The sequence below is a fragment of the Gemmatimonadota bacterium genome (genome assembly GCA_016719105.1).
In the GTDB taxonomy this organism is placed as follows: Bacteria; Gemmatimonadota; Gemmatimonadetes; order Gemmatimonadales; family Gemmatimonadaceae; genus SCN-70-22.
The window spans coordinates 345,704-366,638 of sequence record JADKAQ010000013.1; the positions used below are offsets into that span (position 1 = coordinate 345,704).

The 20,935-nt window shown below is 64.5% G+C and carries 13 protein-coding genes and 2 pseudogenes; 6 read left to right on the forward strand and 9 right to left on the reverse strand.

What is annotated here, in order from left to right; translation table 11 throughout:
- Positions 1–797 precede the first annotated feature (797 nt).
- The 3 genes from IPN47_14550 to IPN47_14560 form a co-directional block, all read right to left on the reverse strand.
- Positions 798–1,808 (reverse strand): hypothetical protein, encoded by a 1,011-nt coding sequence (locus tag IPN47_14550; GenBank protein ID MBK9409236.1) that lies wholly within the window; start codon positions 1,806–1,808, stop codon positions 798–800.
- Between the two features lie 853 nt (positions 1,809–2,661).
- Positions 2,662–3,630: a hypothetical protein gene (locus IPN47_14555; protein MBK9409237.1), complete on the reverse strand. Its 969-nt coding sequence runs from the start codon at positions 3,628–3,630 to the stop codon at positions 2,662–2,664.
- A gap of 782 nt (positions 3,631–4,412) precedes the next feature.
- On the reverse strand, positions 4,413–5,195 hold the full coding sequence (locus IPN47_14560; GenBank protein MBK9409238.1) for a hypothetical protein: 783 nt from the start codon (positions 5,193–5,195) through the stop codon (positions 4,413–4,415).
- Positions 5,196–5,388: 193 nt separating this feature from the next.
- On the opposite strand from IPN47_14560, the gene IPN47_14565 reads away from it, so the two are divergent.
- The 4 genes and pseudogenes from IPN47_14565 (at position 5,389) to IPN47_14580 (ending at position 9,705) form a co-directional block, all read left to right on the forward strand.
- The gene (locus tag IPN47_14565; GenBank protein MBK9409239.1) at positions 5,389–6,498 is read left to right on the forward strand and encodes a hypothetical protein; all 1,110 of its coding nucleotides are present in this window, start codon (positions 5,389–5,391) and stop codon (positions 6,496–6,498) included.
- 101 nt (positions 6,499–6,599) lie between these two features.
- Positions 6,600–7,238, forward strand: a complete 639-nt coding sequence (locus IPN47_14570; GenBank protein ID MBK9409240.1) for a hypothetical protein — start codon at positions 6,600–6,602, stop codon at positions 7,236–7,238.
- An 81-nt stretch (positions 7,239–7,319) separates the two neighbouring features.
- A pseudogene (locus IPN47_14575) lies at positions 7,320–8,840 on the forward strand (IS21 family transposase).
- 64 nt (positions 8,841–8,904) lie between these two features.
- The gene (locus tag IPN47_14580; GenBank protein MBK9409241.1) at positions 8,905–9,705 is read left to right on the forward strand and encodes an ATP-binding protein; all 801 of its coding nucleotides are present in this window, start codon (positions 8,905–8,907) and stop codon (positions 9,703–9,705) included.
- A 503-nt stretch (positions 9,706–10,208) separates the two neighbouring features.
- Here IPN47_14580 and IPN47_14585 read toward each other — a convergent pair.
- The 3 genes from IPN47_14585 to IPN47_14595 form a co-directional block, all read right to left on the reverse strand.
- Positions 10,209–10,508: a transposase gene (locus tag IPN47_14585; protein ID MBK9409242.1), complete on the reverse strand. Its 300-nt coding sequence runs from the start codon at positions 10,506–10,508 to the stop codon at positions 10,209–10,211.
- Positions 10,509–11,238: 730 nt separating this feature from the next.
- Entirely contained in the window at positions 11,239–12,384 is a 1,146-nt protein-coding gene (locus tag IPN47_14590) for a hypothetical protein (protein MBK9409243.1), read from the reverse strand.
- A 153-nt stretch (positions 12,385–12,537) separates the two neighbouring features.
- Positions 12,538–13,176, reverse strand: a complete 639-nt coding sequence (locus tag IPN47_14595) for a thioredoxin domain-containing protein (protein ID MBK9409244.1) — start codon at positions 13,174–13,176, stop codon at positions 12,538–12,540.
- 555 nt (positions 13,177–13,731) lie between these two features.
- Between IPN47_14595 and IPN47_14600 the strand changes: the two genes are divergently transcribed.
- The gene (locus IPN47_14600) at positions 13,732–13,992 is read left to right on the forward strand and encodes a transposase (protein ID MBK9409245.1); all 261 of its coding nucleotides are present in this window, start codon (positions 13,732–13,734) and stop codon (positions 13,990–13,992) included.
- A gap of 236 nt (positions 13,993–14,228) precedes the next feature.
- On the opposite strand, the gene IPN47_14605 is transcribed toward IPN47_14600, so the two are convergent.
- Together IPN47_14605 and IPN47_14610 are read right to left on the reverse strand one after the other, a co-directional pair.
- Complete coding sequence (locus IPN47_14605) at positions 14,229–15,092, reverse strand: ATP-binding protein (protein MBK9409246.1); 864 nt, start codon at positions 15,090–15,092, stop codon at positions 14,229–14,231.
- Positions 15,089–16,108, reverse strand: coding sequence for an IS21 family transposase (locus tag IPN47_14610; protein MBK9409247.1), 1,020 nt, complete (start codon positions 16,106–16,108; stop codon positions 15,089–15,091). Before IPN47_14610 ends, IPN47_14605 begins: the two co-directional genes overlap by 4 nt.
- A gap of 194 nt (positions 16,109–16,302) precedes the next feature.
- Here IPN47_14610 and IPN47_14615 point away from each other — a divergent pair.
- Positions 16,303–16,833 (forward strand): annotated as a pseudogene (locus tag IPN47_14615) (IS3 family transposase).
- 757 nt (positions 16,834–17,590) lie between these two features.
- Here IPN47_14615 and IPN47_14620 read toward each other — a convergent pair.
- Positions 17,591–17,788: a hypothetical protein gene (locus IPN47_14620; protein MBK9409248.1), complete on the reverse strand. Its 198-nt coding sequence runs from the start codon at positions 17,786–17,788 to the stop codon at positions 17,591–17,593.
- Positions 17,789–20,935: the final 3,147 nt, after the last annotated feature.

Genomic DNA, 20,935 nt, shown 5'->3' on the forward strand with positions numbered 1-20,935 from the left:
CTTGACACGGGGGTTCACGGGGGTAACACGGGGGTTCACGGAGGAGATCGCATGTTCGCCGCAGTCCTCCGTGAACCCCCGTGAAACCTCCGTGAACCCCCGTGTCCGGCTTTGTCTGGCGCGATCCCGTGGGCGCGCCTGAGCGAGCGCTTGCCGCCCCTCCCCTGCGCCCCAGCAGAAAGACCCCCACCACCGGTTCATCCTCCACTTCGCCGGTGAGCGCGAGCGTGTCGCCGTGCACCGCGATGTGGTCGATCTTGTAGGGAAAGAGCACCGACCCGCGATACGCGAGCGAGCGCCGGTCGTAGACATCGAGCACGCGATGACGTTGCGGTGAGGTTCCCCCAAAAGCTCACCAGCACCACGTCGCGCCACGCCGCCACGTCGCTTGCACCTGCCCGGGTCCCTTCCGCCAAGGAGTGACGGCGCCGCTTGCTCGTGCCGCTCACCGCTTCACGGGCCTCGGGGAGTGACTCGATGTGCGTCCCGGTGACAGGCGGGGAGGTAGACGCAGGTGGAGTCGTCGTGACCTCCTCCCCGGAATCGGAGCTAGTTCGCAGTTGGGGAGTCCAGCCGACTCGAGCCCTCGCGCCGCATCCAGCGCCATGAGCGCCGACGGCCCGGCGCACTGGTGCACTGATGCACTGGTGCACTGGTGCACTGGTGCACTGGTGCACTGGTGCACTGGTGCACTGGTGCACCTGGACGTGAAGCAGCCGGGCACAATCGGGCGCGTGGGCCACCGCATGAACGGCAGTCGCCCGACGCGCACTACAGGATCGGCTGGGAACCCCTCCCTATTGATCGTGAGTGGCCGGGCTCCACGCGCAACGATCTACGCGAAGCTTGAATCGAGTAATCGTGAAATTGCGCGACCGCTCATTCTTGGCGGGCTCCGCCTCTTGCACGCTGATCAAGTCGTCCCCGCCGACCGCGAATCGACGCAGCGGAAACGTTCTTCCGGGAATTGGGATGTCTCCACACTGTTCGCGCGTGCGCAGATTCACGATGTGCAAGAAGGCGGTGGCACCCAGCCACGGACCCTTCAGTTGCTGATCGAGATATACAGCGAGCAGAAGGGGCCCGCGCACCAGCGCGATTGTCGCAACAGACGACGGTTCGAGAAGCGGCTCCGGAGATCTTGACGAGTCAGCCGCGACAATCAGCTCCGCCAGAAGCTGGCGTGCTCCACGTCTCAGCGACCGACTCACTTCTATCGAATCACGTTCTCGCGTGCGCAAGTCGAACACGTAGGCAAAGTCGGAGAGTTCGGTAGTAGAGATGACAAGCGAGTCGAGCACGTCCACACCGACTTTACCAAAGAGCGATGCCGCTCGCGGTGCGCTCGCGATGAGGTCGGCGAGCGTACCGCTGCTATTGAACGTCCTCTGTCCGACGGACGCGGTAATCGAAAGTCCGCGTTCTGCAGCCACTCGAGCAACAACGACCGTACTATCGTGTGCGGCGATCGCCGCGGTCCCTGAGTCGAACGTGGCAAACGGCACGACATCGCGCGCACCTTCGCCCACGCGAAACCTCAAGATCTCGCCGGACGGATAACCGAGCGCATAGCCGACCGTGCTATCCAACATCACTGCTCCAACTAGGGAACTTGAGGAGTCGCCAAAGTCGAGCTGGACCGCTCGACCACCGACGTTGGCCGCAACGATCGCGTCCGGGCGACGCAAGAGCAGAAGCGCGTTTCCGCGCCCGTCAGCCACAACCCCTTGAAACCTGCCGCCCTGCTCGGTCGGGATCGCGACGTTCGATTCTTCTGCGCTTTCTATCACTCCGCTTGTGTCACCCATCTGTGAGTCGCGAGGCGGAGCACGACCGGCATCCGCGCACGAGGGAAGCAAGCTGGCGACAGCTGCCACCGTCGCGACAACGACAACGGCGGAGCGGCGGCGGCGCGCCGTATACATCCGTATCCGAGGCACAATTGTGAAGGCGGTGACGCGAGCTGAGTGTGCGGCAGGTTCTGAACTCACGAAGTGCCTGCCTCTCCAACGGCGTAAATCATCGCGTGACGGCAGGAGGAGGATCGGTCTCGCTCTGAGTCCAAGCAGTTGTCGCAGGATGCGAGCAAGCGCTTCAATCGCCGGGAGGCGCCCACGCGGGGAGTTCCGGCCTACTGAATGTACGGCGCGAAGTCGCTTTGCCCGGAGGTCCGAATGACACGGACCGCGTTCAGGAAGGCCGAAGTGACCCCTTTCCGAGGATCCTGCGGGAGGGAAAGGATCGTGCCCGCGGTATCAAAGAGAAGTTCTCGGGGCGTGGGCGCACCCCGATGTAGCAGCGAGCGCCGATAGATCGCGTCAACCGTGATTCGCTGAAGCGCAAGCGCTCGGACGTCATCATCGGTCGGTGTTCGATCGAGCACAAGCAACACGCGGAGCTTCCCACTCCTAGCGACCTCGCGCCACTCGCTGATTGGCGTAATGCACGAGAAGCAGTCGGTTGGACTATAGAAGAGGACCACCGTGGGCACAACTCGGTCGATGAGGTCGCCGAGGCTACGGCCATCTGTGACGCGGCTAGAACTGCTAAGGGACTCGCGGCACCCTCCAACGATAAGAGCGCCCACCAGAGTCCAGCTGAGCGCGCAACGGATTCGCCAAGGTCCGGGTCCCAACAGGGTCTGCGAGTGGCTGCGAGCGATCACTGCGTAGTCCTCCATTCGCATGACGTCAAGTCCACGTGAAGCCGCTTCACAATCGTTTCGGCTGCCCCCGTCGAACTTACATCCTGATACAGAACCAGGAGTGTATCGCCTCGAAACGTCGCGACCGGTGCTGGATCCGACGGCACGTCCAGCGCACCATCCACACACGCTTCGCGTCGACGAATGTTCACTACGCTAACAAAAGCTTTGCCACGGTATCTCGGACTGGTGCGATCCGGATCTACCGTGACGACGCCTACTCGCTCCGAGTCCAACCAGCCGAGCGCGATGGGTTGCGAGACATGATTTACTGCCTTCATTCCAAGCGACTGATTCGTTCGCAGCAGTGGCAATAATCGCGTGGGCGCACCTTTGCGTCTCGCCACCGCGATATGGAAGCTGTCCACATCTGCCGGCCCGGGGCCGAACACGAACAGCCAATTCGACACTTCGAATGCTTGGGCAATCCGACTACCATGGACGGCCAATTGAGTAAGCCTGAACGCGTCTGTTAACAGAGGATCATCATGTGCGTCGTACGGCAATTGTCCGCGCGCGACCAATTCGGAAAGCGTGTCAGGAAACTCGACGAACGATGAATGCCTGGTCGCGTCTAGGAGTCCGAGAAGAACGACTCCGTCCCTCGATGCCAGTCCAGTGGTTGCCTTGGCGGTGAATCGACGACCCCAGCGCCACTCTCCCGAGCGAAGATCGAACGCTTCAATGCGAAGGGCCGGAGAGTTTTGGACGAGCAAGAGCGAATCGCCGACAAGAGACATCCAGCCAGGCGATGCGAATTCGCCGGGACCGCGTCCCCTTCCTCCAATGGTGCGCCTAAGGTCTCCATCTGCCGCGTACTCGAGCACCCGGCCTACGGCCGCGTCGCTGACAAGCACGCGGGAGTCTGACATCGCTAGAATGTCATTTGGCTTGGAGACGAACACACCTCCCTTCTCGGAGAGCACGAGTGAGTCGATCGTTCGAAGCCTCGGTCCCGCAATGCTGGGCTTTCTCTCCTCGCCGATTCGATCGCCGGAGCAGCCCACCAGGGCTACTAGGCGCAACACGGGCACCAGTCGGACGGCGAGTCTCTGCAGCCTTCGCCTGAAGTCGGTGGAAGGCAGGACGGACCGGTTCGGCTCACCGTCGCGCCGACGTGGCAACCGCTCTGATTTGTATTCCGCGACCCGAGTGGCGCTATGTTGATGTCCGCACACAATACCAGCCCCACCGCCGCAAGTCTCCAATCGGCTTGAGCAAACGCGCGCTGCGTTCATGATGGCCTCACTTATGCCACGGCCTTCGACCCGTGACTAGGATGCGCAACACCAGCACGAATGTATCCAAGTGGGCGCGCAGTCCTGCTGCCACGACATGCAGACGTACTGCAATGTGCCGCCATCGTTGCACACGGCCTTCGCTTCGGCCGCACTGATGCTAATCGCCGCGACGGCCAGCACTGTGCTTCCAAGAAGTCTCTTCGGCATGATCACTCCTCGATGCGGTGAATGTTAGAACTTCCTTCGCTTGTGACACCTGACCTACTCCTTCCAGCGCGCGCTTGCTCTCGCCTCGTCCGCGACTTGATAGAGCACTCAGATGAATCGCGCTCGTTGAGCTCGACTTCGAAGGCGCGCGAGCACGATGTGGTAAGTATCATGTCGAGCGTGAATGTCGTGTTCAATAGAAAGATTGCGACAACGCGGCGCGAAGATGCGACAGGCGCTCGCCACGACGGCGCCGCTTGCTAGAGCCGCGGATCTCCTCGCGAGCCTCCGAGAGTGCCTCGATGTGCATCCCGGTCTCGGGGAGAGCAGTAGGGAAATGATCGCGCACTCCTGTTGATAGACGGGAGGTAGACGCAGGAGGAATCGTCGAGCTGCTGGAGCGGCACCTGACGTTCAAGGAACGTGAGCGTGCGATGGCGTGGCCAAGGGACCGGTATGAAATCGACGATGCGTGCGCCATCGCCCACGGTGACCGCGACATCGTCCGACTGCCCCAGTCCCCACACTTGCAGCAGCCGTTGGTCTCGCCCCCACTGGGAGCCGGTGGACCAGCGTCGTTCCCTGCGGATCCGTATCGGCGTGAGCTTGTCCCCCTCGAGTGCGGTCACACGACCGTCGATGGCCTCGACCATGAGGGGACGTGCGGCCGGACCGAAGAAAGTCACCGCGCGATCGCCGAACTCGCCAGGCCCCGGCCCATGTCGTCCAACGGCAAAGCGCGCGCGTCCGGTGGCCGCGTCGACCACTTGCACGCGCTTCTCGCCATGATCGTAGATGGCGAGTCCCTGCGCGGCGAAGACGAGGTCGAATGGATAGGTGAGCGTGGCGGCGCCGCGTTGCGTGTCGGAGCGCCAGAGCGGCCGCACGGTGATGCCGGCGTCGCGGCGGGGGGCGGTCCACTTGGGGGGCTGGTTCGAGCGGACGACTGATGAAGCGGCGGCGCTGACCGGTGCAACGGGTCGTGGCGCCAGCACGAGGACAACTGCGGCGAGCAGCGAGAGATCGGACCGGACTCTCAGCATACGATGCCTCGACTCGTTTTGTCTGGACGCGACACATGGCCGGTTGCGAATCTGTGGCCTCGATCGGCCGCCGTCGCGCGACCGCCACAGTCTCCGTCGGTGCTCCCATTTTACATAGATTCTGGCGAGAGTCACGATTCGCTCGTCACGTCGAGCGCGTCGTGTTGGTCGTTGTCTGCTCACTCCAACGGACATGAGTATCCGCGCGTCTATCGCCTACCTCGTGCTCGCGCTTGCCATGAAGTCGCCGCAGGAGCGCGCGTCGACCGTCAGTATCGTGTCGCGAGGCTCACGTGGACCGGCTGCGACCTCGAGCCGGTCGAACTCCGATTTCTCGCCTTCCGAGAGCGCCCGGCGGAATGCCTCGCGGAGGGTCGTCGCGACCAAGCTGCGAATGGTTTGGCAGATTGGCGGCGACACCGATGACACCACCATCATGATGCCGCTGCAGGTTCGCGCGACTCGCGAGCACGTCGTCGTGTATGACGCCATCGCACTTCGACTGCTGGGCGTGACACCGGCTACCGGCAAGATCGTCTGGCGCTTTGGTCGGCCAGGACGCGGTCCGGACGAGTTCAGCGGCGTGGCCAAGGTTACGGCGCGTCGGGAGGGTGGGACTTTCGTCGTTGACATGTCGAGCTCGCGCCTGACGCTAGTCACCGAAGATGGCAAAGGGGGCGAGCGAGTCGACTACAAGATGGGGGTGAACCCCCGCGGAGTGTGCGAGGCGGGGAACTCGCGCATTCAGCTGCGCGCGACCGAAGGCAAGGAGCTCGAGCGGACCTCACTGTCGACCGGTCGAGCAGTGGCCGCAGATCTCCCGTGGCCCGAGTTGCGTGAGGTACCGTCACTCGCTCGTCAGTCGAAGATCTTCGAGCATCCGAAGGCCGGCGTGTGTCTGGTCAGCATCACATACGGCCCCATGTTCGCGATTCTCGACGACTCGGGGGTGCGCGCGCGCGCCCGCTGGATCGAGGAGATCCCGATGGGGCAGGCGAAGTCGCTCGGCAAGGGCTCCTGGGAGATGCTCCCCAGCGTGAAGTCCGTTCAGGGAGTCACGGGATCGGGGACTCATTCGCCGTGCTCTTTCGCGGACGAGGGCCCAAGCGAGGGCGCTTCGTCGATTTCTACTCGGTCACCGACGCCGCGTATCTCTTCTCCATCGAACTCCCGTTTGCTCCGACCGACATCGCCTACGGGCACGGGCTGCTGGTTCTCTCCGGTGAGAGTGACGACGGCGCGCCATTCGTTCGTGCGTACTCGGTGGCGCCGGCGTTGGATGGACTTGTTCGGCAAGCACTGACGAATCGGGCGCGCTGAGCGCCGAGGGAGTGAACGCTCGTCGCGCCATGTCGTTCGGTGGTTCACGATGTCACGCACGACGATGGGAGGGAGGTCATGCGCATGCACCTGCAGCAGAGGGCCCTCGTGATTCTATCGCTGAGCGTCGCCGTCGGTGGTTTCACCAACCATCCCCTGCATCATCGCTCGGTGCCAGAGTCGGGGCGCCGAGTCGTCGCGCTCGATCCTCGAACCGGTCGCAAGGCATGGGCATTCGGCAGTGCCGGCAGCGGCCCGGGTGAGTTCGGAGGGGTGGCCTTCGTCAGCGCGCGCCAAAGCGGCGGCGCGCTGGTGCTGGATCATGCGAACCAGCGTGTGACGCTGCTCTCCGAATCGGGGGCACAACTCACCCACCGCAGCTATCCGCTCGGCGCCAGCGCGACCGGTGTGTGCGACCTGGATTCGTCGCAGATTCGCTTCGGCATGACCCCCGATCGCGAAATCGAACGCGTCAGCACCGATTCCACGCGCGTGGTGTCGTCACTCCCGTGGCCCGAGCTCAGGGGACAACCGAGCCTGGTTCGCGAGTCGCACGTCTTCTCGCATCCTTGCGTATTTCGCTCCATCCCGATCCCCCGTTTCGGTCGAAGTCGATCACCCATTTCGCTCGAAGCCGATCACCCGTTTCGGAGCAAGTCGATCACCCGTTTCGCTCGAAGCCGATCACCCGTTTCGGCTGATGGCGATCACTCGGTGACCTGAGGGGCTGCGGGATCCCACCGCAGGGACAGCTTCCGCCGGACTTTACTCCGGAGCGAGGCGGTGCCTGCTGAGAGGATCCCGATGCGAATGGTATGGGAGGCGTTGCGCCTCCGGTTTGACCAGCGGCGCAGCCAGCGTGAGATCGCCGCGAGCTTGGCGCTCTCGCAAAGCACCGTGCACGATTACGTCGCCCGCTTTCAGGCGGCCGGGCTGACGTGGCCCCTGCCGGCGGCGATGGACGAAGCGGCGCTCGAGGCGCAGCTCTTCCGACGAGGGGCCGTACCGCCGACCACGACGCGGCCGATGCCCGATTGGGCGGCCGTGCATCAGGAGCTCAAACGCAAGGGCGTCACGCGCCAGCTTCTGTGGACCGAGTACAAAGCGACCGCGCCCGATGGCTATCAGTACACGCAGTTCTGCCGCCACTACGACGCGTGGGTCGGCACACTGGAGCCGGTGCTCCGACAGGTGCATGTCGCCGGCGAGCGGCTGTTTGTCGACTATGCCGGGGTGACGATGCCGGTGGTCGATGTCAGCACCGGCGAGGAGCGGGCCACGCAGGTCTTTGTCGGCGCGTTAGGCGCGAGTCATCTGCTGTATGTCGAGGCGACGTGGACGCAGGCGCTTCCGGACTGGATCGGCGCGCACGTGCGAATGCTCGCCTATGTAGGCGGCGTGCCCGCGCTGCTGGTCCCGGACAACCTCAAAAGTGCCGTCGGCCAGCCATGCTACTATGAGCCGACAGTGCACGCGACGTATCAGGACCTCGCGACGCACTATGGCACCGCCGTCCTGCCGGCCCGCGCGTATCATCCGCGCGACAAGGCCAAGGTCGAGACCGCGGTGCAGATCGTCGAACGCGAGATCCTGGCGCCGCTCCGGCATACGGTCTTTCACTCGCTCGCGGCACTGAATCAGGCGCTCGCCGCGGGACGCGAGCGCGTGAATGATCGGCCGTTTCAGAAGCTCGCGGGAAGCCGGCGGAGTGTCTTCGAGGCGACGGAGCGTGCCGCACTCCGCCCGCTCCCACCGGCGCCGTACGAACTCGCCGAGTGGAAGACGGCGAAGGTCAACATCGACTATCACATCTCGGTCGACGGCCATCTGTACAGCGTCCCGTATCGCCTCGTCGGCACCACGGTCACCGTGCGCCTGACGAGTGCGATGCTCGAAGTCCTGCATCAGGGCACGCGCGTCGCCGTCCATGTGCGCAATACGTCGAAAGGGCGGTGTACGACGGAGCCGACCCATCGCCCTCACTCGCACCAGCGCCATCTCGAGTGGACCCCGTCGCGCCTCGTGGCGTGGGGCGCGAGCCTCGGTCCCAGCACCGGGCGCGTCGTCGAGGACATCCTCGCCCGCTATCCCCATCCCGAGCAGGGCTATCGGGCCTGTCTCGGGCTCCTATCCCTCAGCCGTCGCTTTACGCGCGCGCGTCTCGAAGCGGCGTGCACGCGCGCGCTCCGCGCCGGCACCGCCGGCTATCGCTCGGTGAAGTCGATCCTCGCCACGGGCCTGGATCAACTCCCCCCGGATCCGCTCGCTCCCCCGGCTTTGCACCTGCCGGTCACGCACGAACATGTCCGCGGCGCCGCGTACTACCGCGACGCGGCGCCCACCTCCGCCGGCGGCGAGTCGGCCCTCTCCCTCTTCGCTGAGACTCCCTATGCTGATTGAACAGACGCTCACCCTGCTCCAGTCGCTCAAGCTCACGGGCATGGCCACCGCCCTCGCGGAGCAGCGCGGCCTCCCCGACCTCGCGACACTCACCTTTGAGGAACGCCTCGCGCTACTGCTCGAGCGCGAGCAGGCGACCCGCCACGACCGGCGCCTCACCCGCCTGCTGCAACTCGCCCGCTTGCGGCACGCCGCCTGTGTGGAGGATGTGAACTTCCGCACGAAGCGCGGGCTGGAGCGCAGTGTCTTCCTCCACCTCGCGAGTGGAGAATGGATCCGTCAGCAGCAAACGCTGCTGCTCGTCGGCCCCACCGGCACCGGCAAGACGTGGCTCGCCTGTGCGCTGGGGAACGCCGCCTGTCGCCAGGGGCACACCGTGCGGTACCTGCGACTCCCGCGGCTGCTGAGTGAAGAGCTGGTGCTGGCCCGCGCGGACGGCTCGTACGGAAAGCTCATGCAAACGCTGGCCCGCACCGACCTCCTCATCCTCGACGACTGGGGCCTCGCCCCGCTCGGCGACCGCGAACGGCGCGATCTCCTCGAACTCATCGAGGACCGCGCCGGCCGCCGCGCGACGCTCGTGACCAGTCAACTGCCCATCGAGCACTGGCACGACATGATCGGCGACGCCACGTTTGGCGATGCGATCCTGGATCGGCTCGTGCACCATGCCCATCGCCTCACGCTGACCGGCGGCTCGCTGCGCCGGCTGGCGACCGCTCCGACATCGACCGCACCATCTCCCGCGCCATCTCCCGCGCCATCTCCCGCCCCATCACCCACTGACTGATCCCGCCGCTCCCCAGCTCATCGACTGATCGCCATCGACCGAAATCGGTGATCGCTTTGGTCCGAAACGGCTGATCGCTTTGGAGCGAAATGGGTGATCGACTTGAACGAAATACGCAATCCTCGTGGAGACGTGTGTCTGCTCTCCCTCTCGTTCGGTCCCCGCTTCGCACCGCTCGACCGGAAAGGGACACGCGCACTAGGCACGTGGATCGAGGAGGTGCCGCTCGCCGCAGTCTGGTGAAGGCGGCGCTCGTGAATGCAGAAGGCCCTGTCGAGGGTGATGGACACGCGCCAGCTCAGCACGCGCCGACTGGCCCAGTCGAGGACGGCGGCGAGATAGACGAGGCCGCGCGCCATCGGAGAATACGTGATGTCCATCGCCCAGACCTCGTTCGGCCGGGCGATCGGGCGACGCCGCCCGGGGCGTGTAGTACACCGCGCCGCGGCTGATCCCCAACGCCGCGGCTTGCCGCGTCACGGAGAGCGGGTGCGTCCGGTCGATCATCGCGTGGCGCTCAGCCGGCCGGCCTTGCCGAGCGCGTGTTCCAAGAAGTCATTCTCGAGCGCGAGCTCGCCGAAGTTCGCGTGGAGCGTCTTCACGCCAACGGGCGGCTCGCCCGGGCCCCCGCGGAAGACGCCGGCGGCGCCCGAGAGGAGCTGGTCCTTCCATGCCGTGATCCGGCCGGGGTGGAGGTCGAATCGTTTGGCCAACTCGGCGAGCGTACCTTCGTTGCGCACCGCGGCCAGGGCCACCTTCGCCTTGAAGGCCGGGGCATGATTCCGACGGGGACGTTTCGACATCAGGGACTCCTCGGGTTATGGCGAACATGTCGCCGGGGGAGCCCGCGGTCCACTTACCCACCCTGTTCAGAAAACCGAGGCCACTTCACTCGTCGCACGCCCCCGACTGCCCAGGCGCGCGATTGGCGATCAGCCCATCTTCCCGTCGAGACTGTTTCTGCGCCATGCCACTCGTGCATTGTCGATCGCTCTTGCTCCGCGCCGCGGGCCCAGCGCATCGGCGATCCTTTCACCGCTACGGATGGAGGGCTCTGCCTGGTGCCGACCCAGCCTCCTCACCCGGCCGCGGCGCTATTGGCGCGCCTGTCAGAGCCGGCCAAGGCGCTATCGCATGCGTGGCGTCAGTCGGCCGATATCGCAGGAAGACCGTCTGGCTTCTATTCGCGAGCCACAGTGTGTCACCGGAAATGCTGAACGCCTGACACAGGAACTGTGGTTGTCGCGGGTCCGACTCGGACAGAGCTTCCCCGAGGCACAATCCGCCAGGCATGAAGGTCGATCCGAGTTTCCAGCGTTCTAGTGCGTATCCCGTGTCATCCAGTCCGGCGGCAAGGCCAACCACCATTCCGTCTTCGCGTAGCCACAGCGTGTCAAGTGCACCAAGCGCGGGGAATACTTGAACCCACCGCCCGACTAGCGGGCTGACCGGTCGCGCCGGCTTGTGCGCCGGATCACACGAGATGGCACAGAGCACTAGCCACCGGCGGCGATTCGTGCGATTCGCATGGCCTCATCTCACCTTGCTGCCTAACGCATACACTACCACCGACTCCACGCCCTCGTTGCTCGTGTGCACGCCGGCCAGGTAGTCTCGCCCAACCTCAAACACTCGCACACGAGCGGGCACGACTGCCGTGGCCATGGCTGTACCTCCGACGTCGAACACGACGGCGGGTTCTGCTGTTGGGGTCTTCGTTGAATGCCATGACCCACATCTCGCCATCCGGACTGGTACAAACCGCGCAAATGCCGGTGCGAGCCGTGTTCGTAGCCCGATCTCGAACTCAGCCTCGATTCTCGCCCTTTCATCGCTCGTACTTGCTTCGCCGAGCGCCTCTACCTTCACTCTCGCAAGGATCGAGTCGGTATAGGGTCGCCGGTCGGTGGGCATTCTGGCCACACCCACGAACGTTCCAGCACCGTCATATCGTTTGATGACACCGTCTCCGGAATCACCGATCCACACTCGATCGGCGCTGCTACCGAGGACGAGCACAGGTCCCAGCGAGTATCGTGCGACACCCGTTCGCACGGGGCCTGACGAGAGCGCGTAGCTTAGCCACGAGGCACTCGGCCACTCGCCCATCCAGCGCACCTCTCCCGGGTCTCCAACTTGCAGAAGGCCGACGGCCGTCGTGTCGCGTACCGCTCTTCCGTAGGGCGGCGGCACGAACGGTCGAAACCCGGCTGGCACGACGAGCAGGGCACCGTTCGCGAGGCGCGCTACCGCACCAACTCCTCGGGCCGCGTTTCTGGCCCGCAGGAGCAAACGTCCCTTGAATCCCTCACGTACATCATAGACGTTCACGCGGCTCTGAGCGGGCGGTTGCTCGGCGACGAAAAGTGAGTCGCGAACGCGCCACAAAGCCGTCGCGTTCTCCAGTTCGCCCGGTCCGGCACCACGTCTGCCAATGCGCCTCATGAAGTCTCCATTCGACGCGTACACGCGCAGCTCTTGTGACGCGCCATCGAGCACAACCACTTCGCCGCCAGGGAGGCGTGTGACCCCGGCGATGCGATCGAAACGCTTCGCGTCGTCCGACTCATCACCAATGGTGAGCAACGGCTTGAGTGCGACGCGTCGATCGTCCAGGCCCCGTGGACCTTGACGATTCTGCGCACCGACGCTGGTGGTCAGGGAGAGCGCGAGCAACACGTGGAGCGCGTGACGATGCGGTCTTGCACCGGCCCTTCGGCGGAGTTGACCACGGGTCTCTTCAACTCGCCGTTGGCTCGTGGACGGACCGCGCAGGCACGCTGTTCGTGTCCGTCGCGCGTCAGGAGGCGATGGTGGAGAACGCAATAGGAATCAACGACGGCCCGCGAGTTCCGAGGAGTTGAGAGAGGACGCGACGCCGCGATGTACGCCGCTGAGCGAGACAAATGTCGGTGTACCAGTCACCAGTAAGCTGTCCGCCAATTCCGTCTGGAACAACAGTCGTTTTCGCGCATCTTCACCGGTCACACAAGCATCGAACTGTTCGCTTTCGGTAACGCCCGCCGCGCCCGCTTCACGGAGCCAGTCCTCATCCTTCTGCCAGAGATCTGTTTGCATCAGCTGCGCGTGAAGGCGCGGGAAGTGCCCGCTTGGCTCGGCGCAGATGGCGGCTCGCGCCGCACCCTCCGCATTGGGATGCGAAGGACCCGGATAGTGAAGGAGGGCTATTCCGACGCCCCTAGCGACCGCGGAGTCGATCGCCGCCTGCGAGGCTCGGCAGAAGGGACACTCATAGTCGGAGATCACGACCATCTCCACCCCTCCGCGCCCACTGAAGAGTCGTGATCCGGCCCGCTCAATCTCGCTCCAGTGCCGATTCGCCGCTCTGAAGGTCTTACGATCGCTCCAGTGGCGCACCCACCTAGCACGAACAAGCGATGACGGTTGCGCAATCAGGTACGCCGCCGCGATCAACAGCAGGACCGTCGTTATGTCGGCAATTCGCCTCACCGCTAAAGACTCCTTCGGCGCACGGGGCCGAACCCAAGGCGTCGCCAACGCGTCGTGCGCTGGGCTGCGATGGCACGAGGTCGCGGGATTGGGGAAAGGTGTCGCGACGTGGTGCGGAGGGGCGAGCGCTCCGTCCTTCACTACCCGCGCGCTCGCCACCTCATGGGATGTACTTGCTCAGCCCCATTCTGCATTGCGCCCACCGACCTGCGGGCAGCGCATGAGTCGGGGTCGCGTCGGCCTGGTGCGCTCTACTGAGGCAGGTCGCACACATTCCACGTGTAGCTGGTACCACTGCAATTGTAGGTGCAACTCTTACACTCTGTTCCACCTGTATTGTGACAGACTTGCGACCCGTTTGACAGGTGACTCGGACACCCGGCGGAGAACGCGGACGCCGGCGTGGCAGCGACTGCAACGGCGAAGACGGACGCAGACAATCTCAGCATCTTCATCCTCATGACATCCTCCTTGCAATGAGTCGACCTTCGTAGTGAGCTGCCCCGGGTTCCGTGGACACCAACTTAGGGTGTTCTTACGGGATGGAGGTGGCCGATGGCGGATCGACGGAGACGGTTTAGTCGGGAGTTCAAGGTGGAAGCGGTACGGCTGGTCGTCGAGCGCGGCGTCTCGATGGCGCAGGCAGCGCGAGATTTGGGCGTACACGCGAATGTGCTGCGGAGTTGGGTGCGGGAGCACCGCGCCGATCCGCAGCAGGCGTTTCCTGGCGTCGGGCAGCAGAAGCGCGACGACGCGGAGGTGACGCAGCTTCGGCGCGAAGTCGCGCGCCTCAAGCAGGAGCGCGACATCCTATAAAAAGCCGCGGCCTACTTTGCCAAGGAGTCGATGTGAAGTTCGGCTTCGTCGCAAAACATCGAGGAATCTGGCCGGTGGAGGTGCAGTGCGAGGCGCTCGGGGTCTCGCGGAGTGGGTTTTATGCCTGGTGTGATCGTCCCCTCAGCCCACGCGCCCGGACGGACGCCGCGCTACTGTCAACGCCGATTGAAAATGGGACACTCCCACCGATTGAAAATGGGACACGGGGTGGGGGGCTAGCCCGGCAGGTCAGCCATGGGATCGGGGCGACGTCCGCGTCGCTCGGGGGGTGAGGAGGGGGTGGGAGGCGGCGGGACGTGCAGCCGCCGGGCGAGTTCGGCGTGTTGCCGCAGCCGATAGCTGTTTCCGCGGATGTTGACGATGTGACAGTGGTGCACGAGCCGGTCGATGAGCGCCGCGGCCATGACCTCGTCGCCGAAGATCTCGCCCCAGTCCTCGAAGCCCTTGTTGCTGGTGAGGATGGTGGAGGCGCGCTCGTAGCGCCGCGCGAGGAGTTGGAAGAAGAGCATCGCCCCGGTGCGGGTGATGGGCAGGTAGCCGATCTCGTCGATCACCATCAGGCTGGGGAAGACGAGCGTCCGCAGGCGCTGCGGTAGGCGCCCCGCGGCCTGCGCATCTTCCAGGGCATGCAGCAGATCGGCCAGCGTGGTGAAGTAGACCCGTCGGCCGTGCTCGGCGGCGCGCACGGCGAGTGACAGCGCGAGGTGCGTCTTGCCCACACCGGGCGGTCCGAGGAAGACGACGTTCTCCTTCCGCTCGAGGAAGCCTAACGTATGCAGGCTCTCGAGCTGCTCGCGTTTGACCGACGGCTGGAAGGTGAAGTCGAAGTCGGCGAGCGTCTTGATCACGGGGAGGCGCGCGGCCCGCATCGCCGTCTGGAGCCGCCGGGCGTTGCGCAGGTCGATGTGGGCGCCCAGGAGCCGCGTTATGGCCTCGCCCCCCGCGAGTTCGCCGGCATCGCAGCGCCGGAGGATGTCGTCCACCGCCTCGAGCGCCCCGGGCATCTTGAGGTCGGCGAGCTGCGTGCGGAGCTGCTCGCGAACCGAGGGGGCCGTCGTGGCCAGCCGGGCGGCGCTCATGAGGCACCCCCGACGCCTAACGCCGCGTAATCCTGCAGCGACCGCCGCTCGACGACCACGCTGGGCACGGGCGACGCCGCGAGGGGAGCGTCGCGTCGGGCGGGCAGCGCGACCAGCCCGGTGCGATAGGGACTCGTGGGCAGCGGCTGCAACGTCGGCTGCTCGACGGTCGCGAACCGCTCGGCGGGTACCCACCCCGTCGTGCCATGCACGCGGACATTGGCGACCGTGTCGAGCCAGGTGAGGACCTGCGCGTTGAGATCCGCATCGCTCACGAACGTGCGGCCGTAGAGGAAGCTCTCGCGCAGGTAGCGGATCGGCCGCTCGACCTTGCCCTTGGTCTGGGCGCGGTACGGGCGGCAGACCTTCACGCGAGCGCCGTAGTGCCGGGCGAAGCGCGCGAGCTCGAGATTCGTCACGAGGCCGCCGCCCGTGAGACGATCATCGCGCGTGAGCACACTCCGCATCTGGTCGAACAACAGCTCACGCGGCACGCCGCCCCAACTCGCGAAGCAGGCCGACAAGCCATGCTCCAGCGCCCGGAGATCCTGCCGCGGATAGAACTGCACCCACAAGAGCCGCGAGTGGCCCAGCACGACGACGAGCGCGTAGCGCACGCCCCAAGGCAAGCGACAGTGCGCGAAGTCGACCTGCGCCTGGTGCCCCGGCACCGTCTCGAAGCGCACGGGCGGCGGTGGAGGCAGCCGGAGCCCCGCGACAAAGACGCGGAGCTGCGAGATCCCCCCGGTGTAGCCGGCGGCCCGGCACTCGGCGAAGAGACGCGTGGCGCTCAGGTCGGGGTACTCCGCGAGCCGGGACTGAATCAACGCCGTGAACGCCGCGAGCTTGGGGACGATCCGGGGGCGCGAGCGGTAGCGCGCCTGGATGACGGCGAGCGGCTCCTCCTGGAGCCCCTGTTTGAGCCAGCGGTACATCGTGCTCTTCCCAACACCGGCCCGCCGGGCCGCCTCGAGGCGATCTCCTCCGGCCTCGGCCAGCAACTGCGATAAGCGCATACGCGTGGACGCTCCATGCATGTCGGGCTCTCAGTGGCCGAAAGCCCGAAGGTCGACGAACGGGACCCGGCCGCTAGACGCGGCCGGCGGAGTCGTGTCCCATTTTCAGTCGGTGGAGTGTCCAGTATTCAATCGGCGGCAACACGCAGCGCCGTGCGCGCCCGACGGACACCGGGGAGCGTCCCACACACCAGGTGGCGCCGAACACGCTCGACCGCGACTTCACCGCCGCGGCGCCCAATCAGAAATGGGTGGCCGACTTCACGTATGTCTGGACGCACGAGGGATGGCTCTACGTGGCGGTCGTCCTGGATCTCTTTTCGCGCCGCGTCGTGGGCTGGGCGATGCAGACGGCGATGACGGCGCAGCTCGTGACCGACGCCTTGCTGATGGCCGTCTGGCGTCGTGGGCCTAGCGGCGCGATGCTGCACCACTCGGACCAAGGGAGTCAATACACGAGTGAGTCGTTCCAGCGGCTGCTCACATCCCTAGGCATCACCTGCAGCATGAGCCGCTCCGGCAATGTCTGGGACAACGCCGTCATGGAGAGCTTCTTCTCCACCTTGAAGATCGAACGGTGCCATCGGCAACCGTACTGTACCCGGGACGATGCGCGTGCCGACATCTTCGACTACATCGAACGCTTCTACAATCTCACGCGGAGGCACTCCTCGCTGGGCAATCAGAGCCCCATCGACTTCGAACGACTGCAGGCAGTAGCTTAACTCGCCGTCCACCGGACCCGGGACAGCTCATAGAGCGCTCGGCCGACTAGTGACCGACGCCGCCACGGCCATGCGAGCCGTCGGCGCACACCACGCTGCTCAGATTTCACATGGCGCGCCACGAGCAGGATGCGACAGATGTGCGACAGACTCGGGTGATACATGGGCCCGCGGTCGCAATCCGCATCGCCAACGAGCCAAGCCTTCCGTCGCACCCGATTGTACCGCACCGGGTGAACCGCCCGATCACGCCCTGCCGCATCAATCGACCCATTGGCAAAACCGCGCAGATGGGCTTGACTCCATTCGCTTCGCGATGGGTAGCGACGCCGCCAGCACGTCGGTCGGAGAACTCCGGGGCGTTTTCATCGCGACGCAACCCTACCCGTCTTCCGCCTTCAATGCCTCGTAGCAGTCGCGCCGGACTCCATACACCGGCCTCCTGTGCGCGCGCTCGAGCGCGTTCGCCGTTCGACGCTCGCGCATGCAAGCACGCGCTTTACCGTCGTCTCACCGGGAGCCGCGAGCGCGTCGATCCATGCGCGTCGAAATCGCACGGGCAAGGTTGTCAGTTGTTGAACAGCCTCACATCGTCTCGGAGTCGCCTCGCCCCTTTGCCGCGCCATGGTCCATTCTGGCAGTGCGTCGAAGGCGCGCACGACCACTTGGCATTGCCGATGCGACTCAAACGATACACGGCGTGCATGGCCTGCGGATTGATTGCCGGATACACGACCACGCGCAGCTCGCGTCCGGTTCAGGTCAGTTGCGCAGCGACTCTGAGCGCCGTCTCGTCATCAGGTGCGGCGACTTCCGGATCGAGTACCACAGCGATCACATCGCTCCCCATCGACGAAATCGCCGAACCGAGCTGCCAGCAATGCTCGGCCATGCGCTCGTAGCGTACCTTCGCTCGGTCGGGCGAGGCATCGCCGAGGCCGGCGGTAAACCGCACGACATTTCGCTGACGGTCGCTTCGTCCGCAAGAACGAGAACTACCCCCCAACGTTCCCATTCATCCCTCTTCCATTCCGAGAAGTCCCCTGTCGTCCGTTCGATGGGCTGGCCGAGCGCCGACGGCGGGCGAACGGTTCAACCCACCAACGATGCGAGAATTCAGAGAATGACCGATGCTGTCAAGTCAGGGAATGCGCGCACGCAATCGTCGGTCGCCACGCGGGCGACCTCGCATCCGGCTCGCGCGTCGCGCGGTCGCCATGCTTGGGATGGCCGATGCGCTCGATCATTGATGCGGAAACGGTCGCTTGCATCAGTTCGGCGAGCGGACGGGTGCTCGGATACCGCGCTCGTCAGCTGCTCGAGCGCACCGTACCGACCGTCGCTGTCTCGCGTTCGTGTTGACTTGCCGCCTTCGTGCTCTTGCGTCGTGGTATGGCTCGCAGAAGCCTCGTCGACAGCGAGCGCCTGGACGTCCTCCTTGTCGCACTTTCGTGACCGTCTGTCGCATTCGCGCACCTGTCTCGTGGCCTTGTGGGCGCGACTGTCGTCGGCGACGAGCGCGGCTTCCTCGGACTGTCTGGGCCGCGGGTCGCTCGTGGCGTAATGCAGGTCACCTTTCTCGAAGGGGAGGATTGCGATTATGAAACGCAAGCTATGGGTCGTTCATTGGCGCGCTCGTCGGAGGTATCGCTGCGCTCGGCGCGGATGCCCGGGCGGCCACCGCGGTGTATGCCTGCCCGGAGATCGCGCCGACCTTCTGCACTACGATCGACCTCTCGGACATCTGCGGCCCATGCTGTACGGTCACACTCGCGGGCTACAATTGATCGAGTGACTTCGCACGCGAGCGAAGTCCGTGGACACCGTCATCCCGATGATCTCCAACGGTACCGTCCATTGGTCTCGCTCGCGTGCATCGCGGTCCATCGCCGCCGTGCTCGCGAGTTGTTCTTGGCGTTCTCATTTCGCGCTGGTGTTTTTATTCATAAGGAAGCACAGTTCGAGGAGTCGCTGCGGTCATTCGTACATCGCCATCCGGGAAGATCCTACCGTACGGTGCTTTTCCTGTCGGTTCATGATTGCACCAACTACCTGTGGTTTTGCGATGCTTCTACGGCGGAAGTTGCCGCCCGATGACTTCGCCTCGCCGGTGATTGTCGTCGTGTTCTCCGAGCCGGGTTAATTGCTGAGCGGACCCCCGACGCGCCCTCTCTGTAATCATCGATGCTGGCTCTTGTCGTCCTACCGATGAAGCGCCCGCGACGCATGCCAGGTATTCCCTCAGTGTCGTCACTTTCCCACACTCCTGCTGCTGGACCGAAAAGGAACTCAGCTAGCCGGAATACTCCATTCGTCCATCCGTCCGTGACATGTACGGAGTCGTCGCCGCGGTCCTCGCGCTCTCCGCGATACCTCGAGCTAATCATGCAGCCATCGCTTGCGCAAACGACATTGGGGAAGGTCCTACCTGCGACCTTTGCTCCTATTGTCTCCGTCACCACCTTCGCGCCAGCCGCCAAGGAACAGCTCCCGTCTCGATCCTTCGCCGGACGCTGATCGCGCTACGCTCGTTCTCGCGACACGCCCAGACGCCGCGACGGTGAATGTGCTTCGGATCGCTGGCTAGCGATCGTCGTCAGCGAGTACACGACGCTCCCGGCGATCGCCTCCCGATCGACTTGGACAATCGGGGAGATGATGCCGATACCACATTCTTGCTTCCGTTCTCCCTTACTACAACGGCGCAACACTTCGTCGTGTACGATGCCATCGCGCGAAGAGTCGTGGCACTCTCGCCCATCTCAAGGGAAGGAAGCATTAGCGCTTCAGGCCGCGCCGGCCGTGGACCGGACTGAGTTCGGCGGAATTGCGTTCGTCAGTCCACGACCGGCCGGGGTGCGCGGTATTCTCGACCTTTGGCAACGAAACGACTGTCGAGTCTCTCGAACAGGCACTATCCTTGGCCGGTATGCGTATCCGTTCGGTGCCGATCCGCGCGGCGTCTGCGACCTGCAGGAGTCCCAAGTACGTCTCTTGCGAGCTTTGGTGGACCACGAGATTCAACGCGTCGTCGGCGACACCACGGTAGTTGCCGACGGACCGTTGCCGTGGCCAGAACTGCCGGGCAGCCGAATTAGTTCGACAGTCCCTGCTTTCTCGCATCCCGTGGCGATGTGTGCTTCGCGACCCTCTCCTTCGGGCCCGGAAGGTCCGAAATACTCGACAAGGACGGCGTTCGAGCCACCGGTTCCTGGATCGAGCCGGTTCCCTCTAGCGAGCTCGTTACTCGGGAAAGGATCATGGACCATGATGCCCGGCAGCGTCATTACCACGACGAGCGCGACTGGTGTGGGAGAGACCTTTGCGGTCCTTTTCGAAGGGCGCTCGACGCAGCGAAAGCGCGTTATCGACTTCTTCGATCGCCGACGCCTCCTACCTGTTCTCCATCGTGCTGCCCTTCAGATGGCAAGGTCATCAGCTACGGCCACGGACTGCTCGTCGCGATGGGTGGACATCGGATGGTGCTCCTTTCGTTCGTGCGATGAGCGCCTCGCCTTCGCTTGAGACGCTTGTGAGTCGGGCAAGGGCGGCCACGCGGTAGCTCAGTCGGCGGCACGGAAGGTCTCGCGTGATACTGCCACCCACAAGCGCGGTTCACTGCCTTCGTCTCAGATCGCTCACTTCGATGACTTATCCTGTTTTGGTTGTTCCTTGTGTCGGCTTTGCTGTGCCAATGGCCGGACGTGTGTGGGGTCGCGAACGAAGGGGACGACCGCCCTCCTCTCCAATCAGGAGAAGGACCCTCGCGACCGGTCGCCTCGCAGACAACAATGGGACATTGGGGGTGTGACGCGAATGACACGACCATCCTCCTCCGCTGCAGCTGTGCGCCACGCGCCAGCATTTTGTAGTTGTTGGGTTGCCAGACTTTCGTGGAGAGCTGGTAAGTTCTCCTACCACTCACTCGACGTCGACCAGGCTTGTGGGTGGCCCCACACTGCTCAGGGCTGACGCCTTCAGTGTGGCTGTGCCATCGGGTGCGGTTGTGGAAGGTATCGATGTAGTCGGCGATGTCCGTCAGTGCGAAGTCGCGGCTCGCATAGATGCGCTCCTTGATCCGTTCATTCTTAAAGCTGCTGAA

Bases quoted from the DNA above. Each gene is read 5' to 3' on its own strand.
- IPN47_14570 (MBK9409240.1), top strand. From the start codon at position 6,600: ATGCACCTGCAGCAGAGGGCCCTCGTGATTCTATCGCTGAGCGTCGCC.
- IPN47_14585 (MBK9409242.1), bottom strand. From the start codon at position 10,508: ATGTCGAAACGTCCCCGTCGGAATCATGCCCCGGCCTTCAAGGCGAAG.
- IPN47_14550 (MBK9409236.1), bottom strand. From the start codon at position 1,808: ATGGGTGACACAAGCGGAGTGATAGAAAGCGCAGAAGAATCGAACGTC.
- IPN47_14605 (MBK9409246.1), bottom strand. From the start codon at position 15,092: ATGAGCGCCGCCCGGCTGGCCACGACGGCCCCCTCGGTTCGCGAGCAG.
- IPN47_14610 (MBK9409247.1), bottom strand. From the start codon at position 16,108: ATGCGCTTATCGCAGTTGCTGGCCGAGGCCGGAGGAGATCGCCTCGAG.
- IPN47_14560 (MBK9409238.1), bottom strand. From the start codon at position 5,195: ATGCTGAGAGTCCGGTCCGATCTCTCGCTGCTCGCCGCAGTTGTCCTC.
- IPN47_14600 (MBK9409245.1), top strand. From the start codon at position 13,732: ATGGCGGATCGACGGAGACGGTTTAGTCGGGAGTTCAAGGTGGAAGCG.
- IPN47_14580 (MBK9409241.1), top strand. From the start codon at position 8,905: ATGCTGATTGAACAGACGCTCACCCTGCTCCAGTCGCTCAAGCTCACG.
- IPN47_14565 (MBK9409239.1), top strand. From the start codon at position 5,389: ATGAGTATCCGCGCGTCTATCGCCTACCTCGTGCTCGCGCTTGCCATG.